The 19,753-nt window shown below is 57.8% G+C and carries 16 protein-coding genes and 1 tRNA gene; 8 read left to right on the top strand and 9 right to left on the bottom strand.

Annotated features, from left to right (window positions below):
- Positions 1 to 41: 41 nt before the first annotated feature.
- Positions 42 to 118 (top strand) — tRNA-Pro (locus ACGLHT_RS16285).
- 1,147 nt (positions 119 to 1,265) lie between these two features.
- On the top strand, positions 1,266 to 2,072 hold the full coding sequence (locus ACGLHT_RS16280) for an HNH endonuclease (protein WP_274079978.1): 807 nt from the start codon (positions 1,266 to 1,268) through the stop codon (positions 2,070 to 2,072).
- A 113-nt stretch (positions 2,073 to 2,185) separates the two neighbouring features.
- On the opposite strand, the gene ACGLHT_RS16275 is transcribed toward ACGLHT_RS16280, so the two are convergent.
- Positions 2,186 to 2,449, bottom strand: coding sequence for a DUF3077 domain-containing protein (locus tag ACGLHT_RS16275; RefSeq protein WP_003256566.1), 264 nt, complete (start codon positions 2,447 to 2,449; stop codon positions 2,186 to 2,188).
- A 165-nt stretch (positions 2,450 to 2,614) separates the two neighbouring features.
- Complete coding sequence (locus ACGLHT_RS16270; RefSeq protein WP_054572973.1) at positions 2,615 to 2,857, bottom strand: hypothetical protein; 243 nt, start codon at positions 2,855 to 2,857, stop codon at positions 2,615 to 2,617.
- Between the two features lie 542 nt (positions 2,858 to 3,399).
- On the opposite strand from ACGLHT_RS16270, the gene ACGLHT_RS16265 reads away from it, so the two are divergent.
- Positions 3,400 to 4,071 (top strand): HD domain-containing protein, encoded by a 672-nt coding sequence (locus ACGLHT_RS16265; protein WP_274120242.1) that lies wholly within the window; start codon positions 3,400 to 3,402, stop codon positions 4,069 to 4,071.
- Between the two features lie 818 nt (positions 4,072 to 4,889).
- On the opposite strand, the gene ACGLHT_RS16260 is transcribed toward ACGLHT_RS16265, so the two are convergent.
- Positions 4,890 to 5,927, bottom strand: coding sequence for a sensor domain-containing diguanylate cyclase (locus ACGLHT_RS16260; protein ID WP_274120243.1), 1,038 nt, complete (start codon positions 5,925 to 5,927; stop codon positions 4,890 to 4,892).
- Positions 5,928 to 6,139: 212 nt separating this feature from the next.
- On the opposite strand from ACGLHT_RS16260, the gene glsB reads away from it, so the two are divergent.
- Positions 6,140 to 7,048, top strand: coding sequence for a glutaminase B (gene glsB / locus ACGLHT_RS16255; RefSeq protein ID WP_075044759.1), 909 nt, complete (start codon positions 6,140 to 6,142; stop codon positions 7,046 to 7,048).
- Between the two features lie 630 nt (positions 7,049 to 7,678).
- On the opposite strand, the gene ACGLHT_RS16250 is transcribed toward glsB, so the two are convergent.
- Positions 7,679 to 8,587 (bottom strand): LysR family transcriptional regulator, encoded by a 909-nt coding sequence (locus tag ACGLHT_RS16250; protein WP_085663231.1) that lies wholly within the window; start codon positions 8,585 to 8,587, stop codon positions 7,679 to 7,681.
- Positions 8,588 to 8,724: 137 nt separating this feature from the next.
- Here ACGLHT_RS16250 and ACGLHT_RS16245 point away from each other — a divergent pair, with 137 nt between their 5' ends.
- Both ACGLHT_RS16245 and ACGLHT_RS16240 read left to right on the top strand, forming a co-directional pair.
- Positions 8,725 to 9,549 (top strand): phytanoyl-CoA dioxygenase family protein, encoded by an 825-nt coding sequence (locus ACGLHT_RS16245; RefSeq protein WP_025338554.1) that lies wholly within the window; start codon positions 8,725 to 8,727, stop codon positions 9,547 to 9,549.
- 80 nt (positions 9,550 to 9,629) lie between these two features.
- Positions 9,630 to 11,021 (top strand): amino acid permease, encoded by a 1,392-nt coding sequence (locus ACGLHT_RS16240; RefSeq protein ID WP_137163547.1) that lies wholly within the window; start codon positions 9,630 to 9,632, stop codon positions 11,019 to 11,021.
- A 165-nt stretch (positions 11,022 to 11,186) separates the two neighbouring features.
- On the opposite strand, the gene ACGLHT_RS16235 is transcribed toward ACGLHT_RS16240, so the two are convergent.
- From ACGLHT_RS16235 to ACGLHT_RS16225, 3 genes are all read right to left on the bottom strand, one after another.
- Positions 11,187 to 11,678 (bottom strand): DUF6708 domain-containing protein, encoded by a 492-nt coding sequence (locus ACGLHT_RS16235; protein WP_394519800.1) that lies wholly within the window; start codon positions 11,676 to 11,678, stop codon positions 11,187 to 11,189.
- A 441-nt stretch (positions 11,679 to 12,119) separates the two neighbouring features.
- Positions 12,120 to 12,920, bottom strand: coding sequence for a DUF6708 domain-containing protein (locus ACGLHT_RS16230; protein WP_274120245.1), 801 nt, complete (start codon positions 12,918 to 12,920; stop codon positions 12,120 to 12,122).
- Between the two features lie 14 nt (positions 12,921 to 12,934).
- On the bottom strand, positions 12,935 to 16,195 hold the full coding sequence (locus tag ACGLHT_RS16225) for a T6SS effector BTH_I2691 family protein (protein WP_274120246.1): 3,261 nt from the start codon (positions 16,193 to 16,195) through the stop codon (positions 12,935 to 12,937).
- Between the two features lie 245 nt (positions 16,196 to 16,440).
- On the opposite strand from ACGLHT_RS16225, the gene ACGLHT_RS16220 reads away from it, so the two are divergent.
- Complete coding sequence (locus ACGLHT_RS16220; RefSeq protein ID WP_274120247.1) at positions 16,441 to 16,608, top strand: hypothetical protein; 168 nt, start codon at positions 16,441 to 16,443, stop codon at positions 16,606 to 16,608.
- Between the two features lie 95 nt (positions 16,609 to 16,703).
- Positions 16,704 to 16,883, top strand: coding sequence for a hypothetical protein (locus ACGLHT_RS16215; RefSeq protein ID WP_274120248.1), 180 nt, complete (start codon positions 16,704 to 16,706; stop codon positions 16,881 to 16,883).
- A gap of 690 nt (positions 16,884 to 17,573) precedes the next feature.
- Here ACGLHT_RS16215 and ACGLHT_RS16210 read toward each other — a convergent pair.
- Together ACGLHT_RS16210 and ACGLHT_RS16205 are read right to left on the bottom strand one after the other, a co-directional pair.
- Positions 17,574 to 18,338 carry a hypothetical protein gene (locus ACGLHT_RS16210; protein ID WP_274120249.1) on the bottom strand — a complete coding sequence of 255 codons (765 nt, stop codon included), beginning with the start codon at positions 18,336 to 18,338 and terminating at the stop codon, positions 17,574 to 17,576.
- A 64-nt stretch (positions 18,339 to 18,402) separates the two neighbouring features.
- Entirely contained in the window at positions 18,403 to 19,680 is a 1,278-nt protein-coding gene (locus tag ACGLHT_RS16205; protein ID WP_025338571.1) for a bifunctional O-acetylhomoserine aminocarboxypropyltransferase/cysteine synthase, read from the bottom strand.
- Positions 19,681 to 19,753 lie beyond the last annotated feature (73 nt).

Genomic DNA, 19,753 nt, shown 5'->3' with positions numbered 1-19,753 from the left:
GGTAGATTCTTCATCGTTCTCAGAGGTTATGAGAATGTAGTCGGGGCGTAGCGCAGCCCGGTAGCGCACTTGCATGGGGTGCAAGGGGTCGAGTGTTCGAATCACTCCGTCCCGACCAAAAATCCCTAAAAATCCAGTCATTTAGCGGTGACTGGATTTTTTTATGCCTAACCGCTTTTCACTCGTTAGTAATTTTGCCCCACTTTTTGTCCCACCGGATTTCAACAGCCCGCCACTCAGGAATTCAGAGTCGTCAGAACCTTGGGCACTGTACGATCAAATTTGAGTGGGCTGAGCAGTCGCTCAATGCAGAGGCAATCAACCGGTAGCACACTATTGGGGCAATGGTGGTTCGAATAGCTACGCTTTCGCTACATTTCTCCAGCTGCAGCCCGTCTTAGACGGGCTTTGGCGTTCCTGATGTACGCCAGTCTCACCACCTAGTCCCCATTTTTTAGGTTGGCTTCATCTTGCACGTTGCTGATTGTGCTGGATGAGTTGCCTTACATGTGACTACTTGCTCAAGCAAGGACGGCAGAGTGTTGTTTTGCGGTAGGTCCCGTTTATAAGGCTCTAATTGCAGCTCTTCAATCCAAACTGCATCACTGACAGCTGCGCGGAAATCTGATCTGTAGGCTGGACCCAAACCTTATCGCCCACTGTTTCCATACGGTATCTGATGGAAATAGCGCTGTCATTCTGCCCGGAAATGTACAGAACTGCCGACCCCTTCATACCAAGCAGCCCATCAGATTCAATGGCGATTGAGTCAATCCTAGCCACGGACCTGCAAGTGGTGTTCATCTGTCCAAGATTTGTAACGATTTTTAAGCCCAGTTGGCGTACCAAGGATTCCCCGGTTTTTTCAAAGTTCGCGTGCCTATTCCATGCGATGGCGGCATATCCGCATCCGACAAGCAGAACGACAAAAGCACCAAGCTTTTTAATGAGCGACACTGGTGGCCCCGACAAGTGTAATTGGCAAATGCTGCTGGAGGATTGTAACTTCGAGTTACGAAAAAGTCAGACTATATGACATTCCAAACCAGAAGCATGCGAGCTTGAATGTGGTTTTCTTCGTTGCCGGATGATGCGCGCTTTAGGTTTCGGGTTGTCGGAGAACGACAAATCCCAACAGCAATCTCGGCGGTGTAGGGCATGGCCAGTTCTCTACAACCGCCGGAAATGTGGCTCACCTCTCATTATGCCGTAGGAAATTTCCTCTTTTTTGATAGGCTTTTGCCATCAGTCGAGAGGAAAAGGAAATGCCCGTCGTCATCGTTGAAAACGATACATCACAGTGGGAAGACGAGACAGGTGCTGTCTATCACTTCCCCAAGCGCTACCAAGCCTGGCTCGCGCAGGGAACAGAGGTGATCTACTACAAAGGGCGAATCAAGGACAAAGCCTTTGCTTCCGTCCGCCTCAGCGCCGATCCGCATTATTTTGGTAAGGCACGCATAGGTCAGGTCTACGCAGACCGGAGAAGCGATAAGGGTGATCTGTTTGCTCTGATCGAAAATTTCACGCCGTTTGAAGACGCTGTCCCCTCGGAAATTGACGGCGAGTACCTGGAGACTATCCCCGCCAGCCGTATGAGTAACTACTGGCGTGATGGCGTTCGGCCGATTTCTCAATCCGATTACGATGCCATCTTAAGCCATGCGACGCTCCTGCCTTCGCGTGCTGACGCGGCTGTACCGGATATGGAAGACGACCCACTTACCTTTGAATCGGCCAGTGAAGGCAGCAAAACAAGCTACTTTGGAACCCGTTACGAGCGTCGGAAAGATTTGAGAGTGAAGGCCATCGCCATCCACGGGCTTGACTGCAAGGCATGCGGGTTTGATTTCGAACAGGCATACGGCGAACACGCGAAGGGCTTCATTCACGTTCATCACGTAGTACCGATTTCGGACTTTGGTGGGGAGAAGGCCGTGAATCCTGAGACTGACCTCGTGACGTTGTGCGCCAACTGTCATGCGGTAGTTCATCGCAAGAGAGATATGACTCTGAGTGTTGACGAGTTGAAAGGAATGTTGCGCGGGCGATGGGTAATCGAGTCCCAGTAGATTGCTAAGCGCACGCTAACACTGCCTGCGTGTGAAGGTGGGGGGCAGCTGGAGCGCCTTCAAAACGGGGGATGGACTTAGGTTTTGAAGGCGTCCAGTGAGGGAGGGGTGATTCAGCGCATCATGCCTAGCTCGGCATCATCCATCAGCGCCTTAGCCAATGCGCAGAGGTAATGCGAAGCCCAGATCAGCTGGGGTTTGTCTTCCATCAAGCCGTCCAGGGTCATATCCCGTGCATAGCCCATCAGCTCCGAGGCCTGTTCGCGGGCGCTCTGGCAGGGGATGCCCGCTTCGATGCGGAACAGCGGATGGGTCTGGTTTTCACCTTGGTAGAAGGTGGTTTTGCCGACGGTGAATTTGGTTTCTTCTGTGGTCATTGTTCAATCTCCCCGAAATTTCTAGTGCCTGGTCTGGCCTCATCGCCGGCAAGCCAGCTCCCACAGATACTGCACAGGCCTCGAGATTTGTGGCGCAGCTTAGATCCATGTGGGAGCCTTGCTTGCTGGCGATAGGGGCAGCCCAGGCGACACATAAATGAAGCCTTAGTGCAAAGTCCTAGGCTCAGTGGGCATCTGCACCTGGACCAGTGCGGACTCAAGCAAAGCTCGCAGCGTCTCCAGCTCATGCATCGAGGCCATCATCAGAATCGACGCGGGCGATTTGGGCTGCAGCAGTATCGCCTGATGCACAACGGTCGCCGCGCACAGCGCGTAATCCGTGGCCTGGATCAGGGTGTCTTCAAGGGATAGAACATTGTGGGGTGGATCAGGGACTATCTTCAGCATAAACCCTCTCAGTGCCTTAAAGGGCTGCCGCAGATCCGCTGTCAAACGGAAGGGTGGCAGCTGTTTGTGGGTTGACAGACCGGGGGCACTGAGATTCCCGGCGCACACAAAGGTGCCCCACGCACAGCTGCCATAACTGGCATTGCACATGCTCTCAGTGAACCACGGCCTGTCAAAACCGTGCCGCCAATTGGTAGCGGCAGGTCGAGACTATGGTTCACGATTTCCATGTGCAACGAAAAACAGGCGCAGGGAGTATCTTTGGGAAATGGCCTACAAGGAAGGGGTTAATTCTGACTTTTTTTGCCCATTCACCTTCACAGCATGCAACGCTGGCTGCTCTGTTAACGGTTTGTGGCTCTCAAAAAGCTTTCCTCTCACGAATCCCTGTATCCAGTTATGTCGCGATGCCAACAAACGGTCCAGCATGGACTTTCGCCACTCAAGCCCTGAAACTGACCCGCTCGCATCTGGACCAAGGCAGGTCACGGTCCAGCCCCTGGCAACGGACGCCAAGTAACAGCCCATGGAATGCACCGAAGATGACTATCGAAGCTTTTGCCCCTTTCCAGCGCTTTGCCGCTGACCTGTTGAGGTATCTACCGGCTGACCAGCCAGATGGCTCCCACGACCTGTCCCACATCCATCGCGTGTGGGTCAACGCACAACGGATACAGCGCGTAGAAGGCGGCGACCTGGAAGTGCTGCTTGCAGCGACTGTGCTGCATGATTGTGTCGCAGTAGAAAAGAACTCGCCCTTGCGTGGGCAGGCGTCAACGCTGTCCGCACAAAGGGCGGCGTCGATCCTGGCTGATATGGGCTGGCCTTTGCAGCGCATCAAACAGGTGGCGCATGCAGTCAAAACCCACAGCTACTCGGCTGGCTTCGAGCCGCTCACCCTTGATGCCAGGATTCTTCAGGATAGTGATCGCCTGGACGCCCTAGGTGCAGTGGGTATCGCCCGGTGTTTTTACGTATCCGGGCGAATGGGGTCGGCGCTGTACGATTTCGAGAACCCCACTGCGTGGGGGAGGGAGTATCAGGACAAGGCGTATACGGTCGAGCACTTTCATACCAAGCTGCTCAAGCTTGCGTCAGGGTTTAAAACTGCTGAAGGGGCTCGGCTGGCTGCTGAGCGTCATGCTCGGCTTGAAGTGTTTCTTGCGGATTTCATGGATGAGATCGGGGCTGGCGGGGCAGGGGCAAGTGGGTAGGTTCCGAGATCTTCGGCAGTTTGTATGCGCTAAATCGGTCTCGTGGAATAGCATATGACTGATTGATGTAGCAGGGCTCTGGGAGCGGGCGTGCCCGCGAACACCGGCGCAGCCGGTGCCAGCCACCGCGTTGAGTTCTTCGCGGGCATGCCCGCTCCCACAGGCGTCGCGTCGCGCTTGCGAGTTGAGCTCTCTGCGCGATAGCGCAACCCAAGGGCTGGGCGATCTCTTACAGATCGTGTACTTGCAATAGTCTTTAGCAAAGCAAGGCGTGGGTTTCGGAACGGTCCTACATACTCGGCGATATTTTTTCTATAGCCTCCAAGCCTTTCCCTTACAAGGAGCTGGCGAAGTGGCCTATTGTCTCCGAAATTTTAAACATGTTGATAGGTGATCAAGTAAGAGTCCAGCTGAGGAATAGGTGATGGCATGGTTATTCATTTTGTGCACCGTGTTCAGTGTGTGCGGTGCATTCATTTTGCGTACCAAGTGCTCGGGGCCTCATCTCGGTTATGGGCTATTCTGTCTGTGCTTGCTATACAATATCTTCTTTGTTGTTACATACATGAGGATATTGGAGTTTCAGCAGTTTTTGTTTTTGGGATATCAGCCTGAATTCCTCAAGAAAAATATAATGGTGGGGTGGGTTGCTCTGGTAGGTGTGTTCTTACACTGTGGGGCAATGCCTACTAGGGGCGCTACGTAGAGCAACTGGGTTGCGCATGACCAGTTGACTCAGGCCAGGTTGAACGCTTCGCGGGCACACCTGCTCTCACAGGGTGCCGGGTAATAGGTTTAAAGCCCGGACCATGCCCGTCTCAGAATGGCGGCGCTACATATACAACCCGGTTTCGTCCATTCTGTTTGGCGTCATAAAGTCCCTTGTCAGCGCGTTCCAGTGCGTCATCCAGCGTTTCACCCTTGGCAAACAGGGTGCACCCTACGCTCACGCTCACCTTCAGTTGACCGCAGGGCAACTGCATCGGGCTGCCACCCACCTGTTCGCGAATCCGCTCAGCAATCCGCGTCAGTTCTTCGCTGTCTTTAACATGCAAAATAGCGACGAACTCCTCACCCCCATGGCGCACCAGCAGGTCATCGGGGCGAAGTGCTGCACGCAGGCGACGGGCAGATTCGCAAAGCACCTTGTCACCGCCGCCATGGCCGTACTTGTCGTTGATGGATTTGAAGTGATCCAGGTCGGCATAAACCGCGCCCAGTTGTAAGCCGTTCACCTCTGCCAATCGCCGTTCATGGTCTTCAAACGCCGACAGCGCGCCGCGGTTCCATAGTTGCGTCAAAGGGTCGAGCAGGGCTTTGCGTTGCTCGCGATCCATTTCAAGCCGCAGATCGCGGTTCACCTGCGCCAAGGTGCGCAGCTGCAGATACCCCTCGGCGAGCGTGGCCAGATCCCTGAAGTTCGCTTGTTGAGCCTCGCTGAGCACGCGCGGGTGGGGGTCGAACATGCACAGCGTGCCGATGGCTTTGCCGTTGCCGGCGCGCAAGGGGTGGCCGGCGTAAAAACGGATATAGGGCTCTTTGAGCACCAGTGGATTGTCGTCGAACCGGCTGTCGCGCTTGGCATCGGGGACCATCAAGGTTTCGTCACCGAGAATGGCGTAGCCGCAAAAGGAAATACTGCGCGTCGTCTCGCTTGCCTCAAGCCCTATGCGGGCCTTGAACCACTGTCGGTCCTGGTCGATCAGGCTGATAAGCACAGTGTCCACATGGGCCAGGTCCTGGGTAAGCCGCACCAGGGTATCGAGGTAATGCTCGGCTGGTGTATCAACCAGGTTCATGTCATCGAGCGTGCGCTGGCGAAGCGCTTCGTCTGCGGGTAAAGGGCAAGCTGGCATCGTTGGTCCTCCATTCCCTGGTTGGCTGCTTTTGCACTTGGCGGGGCGCGTTCTCTATACCGTCGAAACAAGCACAGCATAGGTTATAGCGTGGAGCCTTGGGTTGCAGGTGCGGCTGGCCATTTCTTGCCGAGAGTGTGATTTCTTTCGCTCGATCTTCGTCAAGATTGCTACCCCTTCGCCGTCGTCTGGGGACTGATACAGGGCCTTTCATGCAAACGCTGTTGAACGAGATTCTCGAAGAAGTACGTCCCTTGATCGGCAAGGGCAAAGTGGCTGACTACATTCCTGCGCTGGCCGATGTGCCAGCGAACCAACTGGGCATAGCGGTCTATGGCAACGATGGCAGCTATTACTGCGCAGGCGACGCCCTGGTGCCATTCTCGGTGCAGAGTATTTCCAAGGTGTTCAGCCTGGTGCAGGCGATTGGGCGCTCGGGGGAAGCCATTTGGGAGCGGCTTGGCCATGAGCCTTCCGGCCAGCCGTTCAACTCGCTGGTGCAGCTGGAGTTCGAGCGTGGTCGGCCGCGTAATCCTTTTATCAATGCGGGGGCGTTGGTGATCTGCGATATCAACCAGTCGCGCTTTGCTGCACCCACTTTGTCGATGCGCGATTTCGTGCGGCGGCTATCGGGCAATCCGCATATCTCGATCGATGCTCGCGTTGCCGATTCGGAGTATCAATTCCGCGCGCGCAACGCGGCCATGGCTTACCTGATGCAGTCGTTCGGCAACTTCCATAACGAGGTGGAGACGGTGCTGCGCAGTTATTTCAGTTATTGCGCGCTGCAAATGAACTGCCTGGACCTGGCCCGGGCGTTCTGTTTCCTGGCCAATGATGGGTTCTGCAAGCACAGCGGTGAGCAGATTCTGACCCGGCGCCAGACCCAGCAGGTGAACTCGATCATGGCCACTAGCGGGCTGTATGACGAAGCAGGGAATTTCGCCTATCGGGTGGGGTTGCCAGGTAAGAGTGGCGTGGGGGGCGGGATTGTGGCCATCGTGCCGGGGCAATTCACCGTGTGCGTGTGGTCGCCGGAGTTGAATGCGGCGGGTAACTCTCTGGCGGGGATGGCGGCGCTTGAGTTGCTGAGCTCGCGGATTGGGTGGTCGGTGTTCTGATTGGCGGGCTCGCTTGTTGTGCGACGCGGCGGTGTGGCGGTTTGACTTACCTGTGAAGAATCCAACGCGGTGTATGGCACCGGCTTCGCCGGTGTTCGCGGGTGAACCCGCTCCCACAGGTACTGTGGCTGCGTTGAAGGCTGTGGTGATCTTGTGGGAGCGGGCGAGCCCGCGAAGAATGCGACGCGGTGCATGGCACCGGCTGTGCCGGTGTTCGCGGGCATGCCCGCTCCCACAGGTACTGTGGTTGCGTTGAAGGTTGTGGTGAGCCTGTGGGAGCGGGTTTACCCGCGAAGAATGCAACGCGGTGTATGGCACCGGCTGTGCCGGTGTTCGCGGGCATGCCCGCTCCCACAGGTACTGTGGCTGCGTTGAAGGCTGTGGTGAGCCTGTGGTGAGCCTGTGGGAGCGGGTTCACCCGCGAAGAATGCAACGCGGTGTATGGCACCGGCTGCGCCGGTGTTCGCGGGTGAACCCGCTCCCACAGGTACTGTGGCTGCGTTGAAGGTTGTGGTGATCCTGTGGGAGCGGGCGTGCCCGCGAAGAATCCAACGCGGTGCATGGCACCGGCTGTGCCGGTGTTCGCGGGCATGCCCGCTCCTACAGTGGAGCTTTCTTGAGTGAACGAACTCAGGCCCCCCCACCAGCTATCTCCCGAGCAACCCAGCCCTTGAACGCCTCCGCCACCGGCGATGGGTGCATCGCGCCTGATTGGGCCAGCACCACTTTTTGCGGTGATACCTCTTCCAATAATGGCCGGCATAGCAGCGGTGTACCGTCATAGCAGTGGTCCCCCGCGGGCCGGGTGCATGACAGGGCAACCCCGTAGCCATGCGCGACGAGGCCCCGTTGCATCTCGAAGGTCTGGGTGTATTGCTGAGTGCGCGGTTGCAGGTTATGCGCCCAAAACAGTGAAAGAAAATACTCACGCGTTTGTGCGATGTCCTCAAGAATCAAACACTCTTGCGCCAGCTCATGCAGCGGTATCTCGGCCAGGTGGGCCAGGCGGTGATCAGTGGCGATGAGTGCGTAGGGCTTCAACTCAGCCAGTACCTGGCGCGGCAGCAAGGGATCAAGGCCAATGTCATAAGTTAGCGCGAGCTCGGCTTTACCGGCGCTCAAGTGGCGGTGTACGCCTGCCAGGTCAGTCTCGAAAAGCGTTACCTCGACATCGGGATACTGCTTGCGAAAACTCGACAGCAGCCGCGGCGCGTAATAGGGGCCCAAGTCTTGAAAGCAGATAAGCGACAGGTTGCCGCGAAGCGAGCCGCGCGTGGTATCCGCGTTCTGATTCATGGCAATGGCCATGCCGATGATATCGCGTGCCTGGGCCAGTAAACGCGTGCCCGCTGACGTCAGCTCCAGCCCGCGGCTCACCTGGCGCCGGAAAAGGCGCTCGTTCAGCGCCTCTTCCAGCTGGGCGATCGCTACCGAAACCGATGGCTGTGAAACGTGCCGGGCTCTGGCCGCAGCGCTGATGCTGCCGTGCTCGGCCACGGCGACGAAGTACTCGAGCTGCCTGAACGAGAACCCTATCATCTTTTCCTATACTCGGGATTAGGAAATATATTCTTTTCCTATTGTGGCTGAAAAGCAATACTCGCGGTGCACCTTGCTTATTCCGCTCGAAAACTGGCAGTGGTGCTGTTGCCCAATAAAAAGACCAAAGGGTGCTTATGAAACAGTCCGCCGAATTTCAACTGAGTGACGAAACCATCGAGGCTTTCCAGCGTGATGGTGCCGTCTGCGTACGTAATTTGTTCACGCCGGAAGAAGTTGCACTGCTCGAAACCGGCATCGAACAGAACCTGAAAGCCCCAAGCGAGCGCGCTAAAGTGGCAAGCCGCCCTGATGACCCGGGTTGGTTCTTCGAAGACTTCTGTAATTGGGGGGATATTTCGGCCTATCGCCAGTTCATCTTCGAAAGCAGGGTAGGTAGTGTTGCAGCGCAACTCATGAACAGTGAGACGGCCCGGCTTTATCACGATCACCTGCTGGTCAAGGAGCCGAACACGCGTCAGCGAACGCCCTGGCATCAGGACCAGCCGTACTACAACATCGACGGGCGGCAGAACTGCAGCATGTGGATGCCAGTCGACCCGGTCTCGAGAGAATCCACCCTTGAATTCGTAGGGGGCTCGCACCTTGGGCCATGGCTGATGCCGCGAAGCTTCCTCGACAGCCAGGCGCAATGGTTTCCGGAAGGCAGCCTTGCAGACTTGCCGGATATCGAAGCCGATCGCAGCGCCTGGAACATCCTCGGCTGGGAGCTCTCTCCGGGCGATGCGGTGTTCTTCCACATGCTCACCTTGCACGCCTCTGGCGGTGTCGGGGGCAATCGTCGGCGTCGTGCCTTCTCGGTACGTTTCCTGGGCGATGACATTACTCACGCACCGCGCCAGTGGAAAACTTCGCCACAGTTTCCTGGCCTCGAAACGCAACTCGCCAGCGGTGCCCAAATGAACCACGAACTGTTTCCGGTGCTGTGGCCAAGGGCTTGATGATTGGAATGCTGCGTGCCTGATAAAACCGCACGGCATTAGCGTTGTGCGGACCTGATAATAAAACCAAGAAGGTATCTATGAGCGCTCAATCTTCACACCAGTTGAAGCGGGGTCTCTCTACCCGGCATATTCGTTTCATGGCGTTAGGTTCTGCTATCGGTACGGGGCTGTTCTATGGCTCGGCATCGGCAATAAAGTTGGCAGGGCCTTCGGTTTTGCTGGCCTATCTGATAGGTGGCGCAGCCATTTACATGATGATGCGCGCCCTTGGCGAAATGGCGGTTCATAACCCGGTGTCAGGTTCGTTCGGGCACTATGCCAGCCAGTATCTGGGGCGCTACTTTGGCTTTCTGACAGGTTGGAGCTACGCATTCTCGATGCTGGTGGTTTGCCTGGCAGACGTGACGGCCTTTGGCGTTTACATGGGGCTGTGGTTCCCTGAAACACCTGCCTGGATCTGGGTGCTTGGGATAGTGTTCTTTATCGGGGCGCTGAACCTGTGCAGCGTGAAAGTGTTCGGGGAAATGGAGTTCTGGCTGTCGTTGCTGAAAGTGACCGCGATCGTTGCCATGATTGTGGCAGGTGCGGCTGTGCTGCTGCTGGGTATCCAGTTGAATGACGAGGCAGGCACGGTTGCCGGAGTCTCGAATCTGTGGAGCCACGGCGGGTTCTTCCCTAATGGCGTCAGTGGGATGATCGCTTCGTTCACTGTCGTGATGTTCGCCTTTGGCGGGGTCGAAATGATCGGCATCACCGCAGGCGAGGCAAGGGACCCGAAGCGCGTGCTGCCCAAGGCTATCAACTCGGTGCCTCTGCGCATCCTGCTGTTCTACATTCTTACCCTGTTCGTACTCATGGCCATTTACCCTTGGACCAGCATTGGCAGCCACGGTAGCCCGTTCGTGCAGATCTTCAGTGGTCTTGGCATCAGTTCAGCGGCCACCGTGTTGAACATCGTGGTGATTTCAGCTGCTGTTTCGGCGATCAATAGCGATATCTTCAGTGCTGGGCGGATGATGTACGGAATGGCTCAGGACGGCCAGGCGCCAGCCGGTTTTGCATCGTTGTCGCGTTTCGGTGTGCCGTGGATGACAGTTGCGGTGATGGGCGTCGCGCTGCTTCTGGGCGTGGTATTGAACTACCTGGTGCCGGAAGACTTGTTCCTGGTTCTTGCGGCGGTGGTCACGTTCTCCATTGTCTGGGTCTGGTTGATGATCCTGCTTTCTCAAGTGGCCATGCGGCGCGGCATGAGCAAGGAGGAGGTGGCAGCACTGGATTATCGTGTGCCGCTGTGGCCGGTAGGGCCAGCTTGCGCGATTGCTTTCATGGTGTTCATTTTTGGCGTGCTCGGTTGGTTCCCGGCCAGCCGCACAGCCATGTATGTCGGGGTTGGCTGGTTGGTGCTGTTATCCCTGGGTTACTGGTTGTGGGGTGTGCGTGCTCCACGTCATGTGTCGGCCAGCGCTTGAGGCATTGAACCAAACTGTGGGAGCGGGCTTGCCTGCGAAGAATCAAACGCGGTGGCTGGCACCGGCTGCGCCGGTGTTCGCGGGCATGCCCGCTCCCACAGGTACTGCAACTGCTTTGAAAGGTATGGTGATCCTTACCGTCTAGGCCCCGGGGCATTGACCCTCTCAGTCAGATGGGGCAGTACGGGACTCACGGTCAATATCCTCCGGCCAATGAACCTTGGGCGCCAGGCAATGCATATGGCTCAGGCCATCGTCGTCGTTCCAGTCACGGGGTGGGTGCACGAACTTCGGCAGGGCTTCGGGGCCTTGCTGCATGAATAGCCGGGCGATGGCCCAGTAGGCTTCGCCGTGGTACAGGTCGTGGGTGAAGAAGACGCGGTCGATGACTTCGTTGGTTTCCGGGTTGCGAACCGACAGCATGACGTTTTCGATCAGGCCACCGTGGCCAGGGGCGTAGACTCGGTAGACTTCGGCGGTTACGTCGTCCCAGTTGTAGGCGACCGGTTTGACGCCCCAATGCTTATGGCTGAACAGATAAATGTAGTGGAATCTGAATTGATAGAGATAAATTTTGCGTCGTAGTCGATTGAAGCGAATGGGTTCGTCCCGTGGGAGCAATAGGTCCATTTTTACATATGTCGCAGTAGCCCACATGCCAATCAAGATCGCTAACGATGAGAGGATGTCAATGCCCCAATTATTCGACCAGTAGATACCAAAAAACCTCCAATGCATGTAGATTAATGCACCCACAGAAAAAACCAGAATTGGTCCCCCTATCAGCACTGTGACACCACGCAAACTGACAGTAGATCGGGGAAGCTCCAGGAACACATCATCACAGTAGTTTGGTGGCGGATCTATATCTTCAAAGCTTAAACGCGGAACTTCATCCGAACTGACACCAGGCAGATCATGACTCCAACACAGAGCTCGCTCCGAAAGGATCCTGGGCTTGATCTTCATTCGTTGGCTTCCCTAATGCTAATTTCGACGAATCAAACTGTTGAATCGGGCTTGCCCTGAACAATCCAGCGCCGTGTCTGGTTTGCAGTCAGGGGGCTTGCCGGGCCCTCAGCACCTTGCGCTAAGGTTTTAGACGACTTCATCTGTTGTCGGTGGGCTGCGAGACTCCAAGTCGATTTTCGCTGGCCATCGGACTTTGGGGGCGAGGTATTGCATAGGGTTCAGACCATTGCCAACCTTCTGACCCTGAAAAGGGCGTAGAGAGTCAGGAAGAGCGTCATAGCCACTTTGCATGTACAAACGTGCCAGTGCCCAATACTGCTTGCCTTGCTCTATGTCGTCACACAGGAACATGCGGTCGATGACTTCCTCGGTGCCTGTTTTACGAACCGATATCATTACATTTTCAATGAGGCCGCCGTAGCCCATTGGGGCGTATACCCTGTAGACCTCGGCAGTTAGGTCGGCCCAGTCATAGGCCACAGGTTTTACCCCCCAACCCTTGCTGCCGAAGGGGTATAGGCGATCAAATCTGTACTCGTAAAAATAGACTTTTTGACGTGCTCTGTTGAAGCGTATGGGTTCATCGCGAGGAAGTCGTAGGTCCATACGAAACAATGGAAAAAAGGCCCAGGTTGAAAGAATTATAATCATGATGCCTATGGTCGTAATTTCAATTCCCGATTGCCAGTCGTCAAGGAGAGAAGTGATGATGTCTGGCACGATAAACACCATGGTGTAAATTAAAATAATCAAGCCTCCGAAAAAAGATATCCCTCGCACACTGACCGACGACCGTGGGAACTCGATAAATATATGCCCGGCCCGATTGATCTTTAAATTGGATGCCAAAGACACCTCGCGCTGCGTGGGTGCAGTATCATTTGGAGGAAGATCATATTTCCAGCCAACCCCTCGGCTAGGCAGCATATTTCTTTCTCCTTTCATGCATTCAGTTCTGTGGAAACTACCTGAGCATATACGTCAGGCATATTTCGATCAGGCCAAAATATCAAGGATAGCGTCACGGCAATAATAGTGGGGTTGTCAATGTATGGAGTCAGATCGAATCCTCCAAAACATTGCCTGATACTCACGTTTCCAGCAGTTGTAGCGACTACGCGATCAGTTTCATTCTGCTCAATACTGGTGGTTTCGTAATCCGGATGTTTGAGTGGGTTGTATTGCTCATTCGAACAGCTTATCATTTCCTTCTTAGTGGTCGCGGGCAGATTTGATGCGCTACCAATAATGACTTGGCCTTTGGCGTAGTCGGGGAACAGGCCATCACCCTGGCGGTGAGCCTGCAGTTCCCACTGAAGCGCTGAACTTTTCTCGTTGAAGTGAGGAAGGGTAATTAAATAACTTACACGTTGCTGGATAGTTAGGCCCAGTGTGCTACCCACCGTGGTGTTAGATAGAACGCCTGAAATGTCAGCTTCGAATTTAACGTTTGCAGTGATACCCAATACAGCAGCATTGAGCTCTGCTAAGGCTAGATCCGCATATTCAGGGACGTTCCAGTGGACAACCGGTACCTCGTTAGCCTTCCCAAAGTAGCACCGTCTAACCCAACGGTCGAGCGGTGACGACTCGTTCTCCTCGGCCCACTTGCTTAATGCATATGCACCCAAGCCTGACACCAGTGCTATGCCTAACACCCCTAGCAATAAGGGGTTGAAAACTGCAGCAACCGAAGCAACTACACCAATGCCAAATAGAAGACCTGCGTATTTATAGAGTCTCGATGCGCGATCATCACCATTTTTTGCTGAACGGCCTACAGCGCTTATGGCTTGTAATGCGTCAAAAACGCCAGCTCCTGCATTGATAATCGCTCCGATTCTAGCTACCACACGTCCGATTTTTACCAAGTTTGTAATTTTATGTTCAGCAGCAAAAGACAGCGTTCGCATACGCTGGATTTCTGAAGCTCCAGAAATTACAACCAACCCAAGCGCTTCAATGCTTCCGCCCAAGATGCCTATTCGTACGCCATTCAAGGCCATCATGGCTTCCGTGGCTTTGGGCCCGAGTTCCGCTTCAGCTTTCGCTTGGTTCCTATTCAAACTATCACTTTGCAAATAAAGTCCTCCCATCGCCAGCAATAACTCCCAGCTACCCACCACCCCCCGCAATCCGTTAAAGCTGTTCCGTACCAACTGCGTCGCCTGTTGAGAAGTGATCCGCAAACCTTGCAATACCTTGCGTGCATTTGTTTCCAACGTCCCCGCTGCCACCGAGATATCCACCAGGGCAAGCTGCGCCGCGCTGCTCGCCTGCGATACGCCCATGTTGGCTTCCTGGAACAACCGCCCATGCACTTCCTCGGCCTTGCCCTCGACCCACACCGTCACGCTGATCATCGTATTGGTGAACCGCGGGTCAAGCACGGCCAGGCTCATCAGCCCGTGCTGGATGATCGGCCGCACCTTGCGCATGGCCTTCATCGAGCCAAACTCGAAGTCATCGATATTGCGGCGCATCCGGTCCCGCGCCTCGGCGATCGACGCGTTGGCCTTGTGCTGCAACTCTCGGAGGTGGGCGCTCTGCAAGGCGTAGTACTCGCCCAGCTTCATCTTCACTTCCAGTTCGATCAGGTGCACGCCGTTGTAGAGAAACTGCGTGGCGCTGTTCAAATGCCGCACGGCCTTCTGAACGCCAGGCGACAGGCATGGCGCCAGCCGCTGACTGGCCGCATTGAGCGCGCTCTGCGTTTCAGCAATGGCCTGCTTGAGGGTATTGCGCATGCGTAGGCCGGCGTCATCGCTGGCGATGATCTTGCTCAGCATGCCGTAGAGCTTGTCGCTGTCGTTCCAGTTGATCGCTTCTGTGGCGGAGAAACTGGGCAGCAGCCCGGCCAGCAGTGCCTGGTCGCGCATCAGCAAGGCGCGGTAGGGCGGGCTGTCCGGGTCCTTTAGCCATTTCAACCAGAGCAGTTCGCTGGTGCCGGAAGCGGGAACCTGCGGTTCAAGGCGGGGGACGACAGCTTCCGTAACGCCGCCACCCAGGCACAGGGTCATGGTCTTGGCGTAGGCCACCCCGGACTCGCGATCGTTACCGTCGTAGTCGTACGCCTCGGCCACCTTGAACATGGGCGTATCGAACAAGGCAACGTACGCCTTTGCGTCCTTGTCGATGTAACGCTGAAACTCGCGTTCCTGCTGCTCGTATTCAGCCTGGAACGCGGCCCGCTGCGGTTCGTGGTAGCGCTCTTCAAGCCGCTCGTCACTCTCCTGCTGCGCACGCTCGACCAACAGCTGCCGCTCGACAGCCGGGTCGGTGAACACCGGCGGCCCATCGCCCGTCATCGGTTCCAGCGACGGCACCTTCTGTGCCGCCCATTCCCTGTGCGTGGCACGAATGATCTGCAGGATCTGCGAGGTCTGCAGCTGATAGGCGCGCATCGGTTCTTCACGCCAGGCCTGACGCTTCACTACCCAGTTCAGGCGCTGATGGTTGTACTCCTGAATCAGCCCGACAGTGTCGTCGAGCACCACTGCCAGCACGCCGTTTTCCAGCTGGTGCCGGTTGATCGCATTGACCAGATAGCCGCGCAGGGCGAACCGGCGCAACCAGCGGCTGTGGAAGCCATGCGCACTGTCGAAGGGGGCACAGCCATGCTGGGTATACTCGAACACCTGCTGGTCGACCCCAAGCTTATCGGGCGTCATGGCGATGCCCAGCAGTTCGGGATTGCTGCGGGCCTGGATCAGGTCCAGGCCCTCGAAGCGATGCGCAGGCGACGCGCCGCTCTTGTAGGCGTTCAGCACGCTCACCGGCCAAGGATCGCTGGAGAAGGCCAGCCAGGCGCTGGCGTACCTGCTGGTATCGAGGTTGAGAAAGGCCGAAGGAATGTCGTGGTCTGCGTTCACGCATTTTTCGGGCAGCGGCGAAGGCGGGCCGTCTGGCGGCTCGTAGGGATTGAAACGACGCAGGTGACCCTGCTCGCTGACGGCATAGGCATGCCAGACCTGCTGGTCGAGCAGGACATACAGGTAGCCCCTGCGCAAGGTGCGCAAGCCGATCTTTGTCGAGATATGCCTGTTATCCGCCACGGTGGAGACACACTCGGGGCGGGTATCAGGCACCAGGGCGCGGCGCAGCGGCAGGATCGGCAGGCCCTGGCGCTCGCAGAACATGCACTGGTCGTGCGGCAGCCCGGCTTCGGCGATCGCGAGGGCAATACGTTGGCTGATGGTCATGAGCGATCCTCGTGTTGGACAGGTCCTTGTCGACCTCTGAACACTAACGGGGAATCGCTTTCCAGAGAGGCATTGGGCTTCCTAAAAGCTTGTAGGAAACGTCTCTGAATAATGGTTTAGCTCTATATGGGGCCATGTTCGGTACCCCGGCCTTTTGCGCCACCTGTCGAGCCCAAGGCACTGCTGCTGGCCGTTTTCCGTCCGACCTGTATGCGCGATCAATGCGCAAACCCAGGAGAACTTCCATGGCAAACGATCAGAAAGTCCCCGGCCTCGAGCAAACCGAGTCCCAGCCCGGCAGCGGTGACGGAGAGGTCCCGCTACCTTCGGATGACGAAGGCCCGATCGAGGAGGAGATGGAGGACGTGCAGGCCAACAATTCGGTTTCTGCCGAGCACCCGCAGCCTCGCTGACGGAGTTGCCCGGAACGAATGCGGTTCACACCTTTCTTGCGAGGTATGCAGCGATGAGCCCCGATCCGAATGCCCAAGGCGGCACGAACCAGGACATGCCCACTTCACCCGACCCGGCCGTTGACCCCGACCGCCCGACCATACCCGACCCTGACGACGACCCGCTCCTGAACGAAGAAGAGGGTGGTGATTGGCAGGAGGAAGACAGCTTGGCTGATGACGGCAGGCAGAGCGTGGAGCAGCCTGCGGTAGACCTGGATCAGCGCAGGGAGTGACCATTGATAGGGCAGGGCCCTGTGGGAGCGGGTTTACCCCGAAGAATCCGACACGGTGTATGGCACCGGCTGCGCCGGTGTTCGCGGGCATGCCCGCTCCCACAGGTACTGCGGCTGCCTTGAAGGTTGTGGTAATCCTGTGGGAGCGGGCGCGCCCGCGAAGAATCCGGCGCGGTGGCTGGCACCGGCTGCGCCGGTGTTCGCGGGTGAACCCGCTCCCACAGGTACTGTGGCTGTCTTGAAGGCTGTTGTGGTTCTGCGGGAGCGGGCGTGCCCGCGAAGAATCCAGCGCGGTGGCTGGCACCGGCTACGCCGGTGTTCGCGGGTGAACCCGCTCCCACAGGTACTCCGGCAGCCTTGAAGGTTGTGGTAATTCTGTGGGAGCGGGCATGCCCGCGAAGAATCCAACGCGGTGCATGGCACCGGCTGCGCCGGTGTTCGCGGGTGAACCGGCTCCTACAGGTACTGTGGCTGCCTTGAAGGCTGTGGTAATCCTGTAGGAGCGGGCATGCCCGCGAAGAATCCAACGCGGTGCATGGCACCGGCTACGCCGGTGTTCGCGGGCGCGCCCGCTCCCACAGGTACTGCATCTGCCTTGAAGACTGTAGTGATCCTGTAGGAGCTGGCTTGAACTGCGATGGGCTGCGCAGCAGCCCCAACCGACGCAGCCCTGGCATGCGCGCCGGCGTATCACCCCCGTCGCAACGCAGCCGCCAGCCCCACGGTCAGGATCACGGCACAAAGCATTGCCAGGCTGATGGCAATTGCGACACCCCAGACATCGAGCAGCCCTGCCAATACCAGATAAAACGCAATCACCCCCACCGCTCCGATCGCATTGCCCCGCACCATCGCCGCCATTCCGGCACGGCCATTCTGCACATGGGCGAACACCACCAGCGGCCAGGCGATCACCGGGATCGGCGCCAGCATGCCGCTGGCCGCCGGGCCCAGCCAGTTGGCCAGGCTTGTGATGACCATCAGCAACGAAGTGGCAGACACCATGCGCAGAGGGATCTCCCAAAACCGCTGCCGTGGCCGGGCCAGGGCATCCGGCCTGGGCTCGCGGCCGCTGGCGCGTATCAGCACGCCAATCAGCACCAGCGCCACGGCAATCGACAGGTACAGGTTGCCCCCGTGGGTAAACGCATAGGCCGCTACACCATAGAACAGCATCGCCAGCAATACGGCCGGGCCGATGCCGAGCCTGCGTGTAGCGAACAGGTAGAAAGTGTAAGTGGCCTGCACCGCCGCCAGGCCGCCCAGCGCGCCGGGCACCGCACCCAGGGCGAAGGCCGTGCCCTGTTCCAGGCACAGGAAGGTCATTACCAGTGCCGAGGTGATCGGCAGGCCGGACAGCAACCCGCCGAGCAGGCCGCCCCAGCGACGCGAGGCGAGGGAGATGGCCCACATCAGGAGAGGTGTGACGATCAGCTTGAGGTAGAACAGGGTCATCGCAGGGCTATCCATATGTGCGAAAGGTGCGCCCGCCGTAGGCATTGGGTAGGGCGCAGATGAATCAACCGCGGCTGGCCTCCAGCGCCTGGGCCAGGTCGGCGATGATGTCGTCGCTGTGCTCGATGCCGATCGACAGGCGCACCATGTCCCGTGGCACGCCGGCCTTCTCCAGCTCCTCGTCGTTGAGCTGGCGGTGGGTGGTGGAGGCGGGGTGGCAGGCCAGCGACTTGGCGTCGCCGATGTTCACCAGGCGCACCACCAGCTGCAGTGCATCGATGAAGCGCGCGCCGGCCGCCTGGCCGCCCTTGATGCCGAACGACAGGATCGACGCTGGTTTGCCGCCGGTATAGCGCCGGGCCAGTTCATGCTCGGGATGGTCGGGCAGCCCTGCATATTTCACCCACGCCACCTGCTCGTGGGCTTGCAGGTAGCGGGCGACCTTCAGCGCGTTCTCGGTGTGGCGCTCCATGCGCAGGGCCAAGGTTTCCAGGCCTTGCAGGATCAGGAAGGCGTTGAACGGCGACAGCGCTGCGCCTGTGTTGCGCAACGGCACCACGCGGCAGCGGCCGATGAAGGCGGCGGGGCCGAAGGCTTCGGTGTAGGTGACGCCGTGATAGGACGGGTCGGGGGTGTTGAGCAGGGCGAAGCGTTCCTTGTTGTCGGCCCAAGGGAACTTGCCGGAGTCGATGACGATGCCGCCGATGCTGGTGCCATGGCCGCCGATGTACTTGGTCAGCGAGTGCACGACGATATCGGCACCGTGCTCGAACGGCCGGCACAGCACCGGGGTGGCCACGGTGTTGTCGACGATCAGCGGCACACCATGGCGGTGGGCGGCCTCGGCCAGCGCGGCGATGTCGACGATATTGCCGGCAGGGTTGCCGATGGACTCGCAGAACACCGCCTTGGTGCGCGAATCGATCAATGCTTCGAGGGCGGCAATGTCGTCGTGGGCGGCGAAGCGGGTGTGGATGCCCATGCGCGGCAGGGTGTGGGCCAGCAGGTTGTAGGTGCCGCCGTACAGCTTGGCCACCGAGACAATGTTGTCGCCGGCCTCGGCGACGGTCTGGATGGCGTAGGTGATGGCCGCCATGCCCGAGGCCACCGCCAGCGCGCCAACCCCGCCCTCCAGGGCGGCCATGCGCTGCTCGAGCACGTCGTTGGTGGGGTTCATGATGCGCGAGTAGATGTTGCCGGCCACCTTCAGGTCGAACAGGTCGGCGCCGTGCTGGGTGTCGTCGAAGGCGAAGGAAGTAGTCTGGTAGATCGGTACGGCCACTGCCCGGGTGGTCGGGTCGGGGCTGAAGCCTGCGTGGATGGCGAGGGTTTCCAGCTTCATGCAATCGTTCCTTGAGCGTGGGTGGAGCGATCGAGCATGTGGCGGGGGGAGGGTGTGGGTCAAGCGTGAACGC

The sequence above is a fragment of the Pseudomonas sp. PsB genome, from assembly GCF_043658375.1.
Lineage (GTDB): Bacteria > Pseudomonadota > Gammaproteobacteria > Pseudomonadales > Pseudomonadaceae > Aquipseudomonas > Aquipseudomonas putida_Z.
Note: the sequence above shows the minus strand (reverse complement) of the source record. Positions and strands in the feature narration are given on the sequence as shown.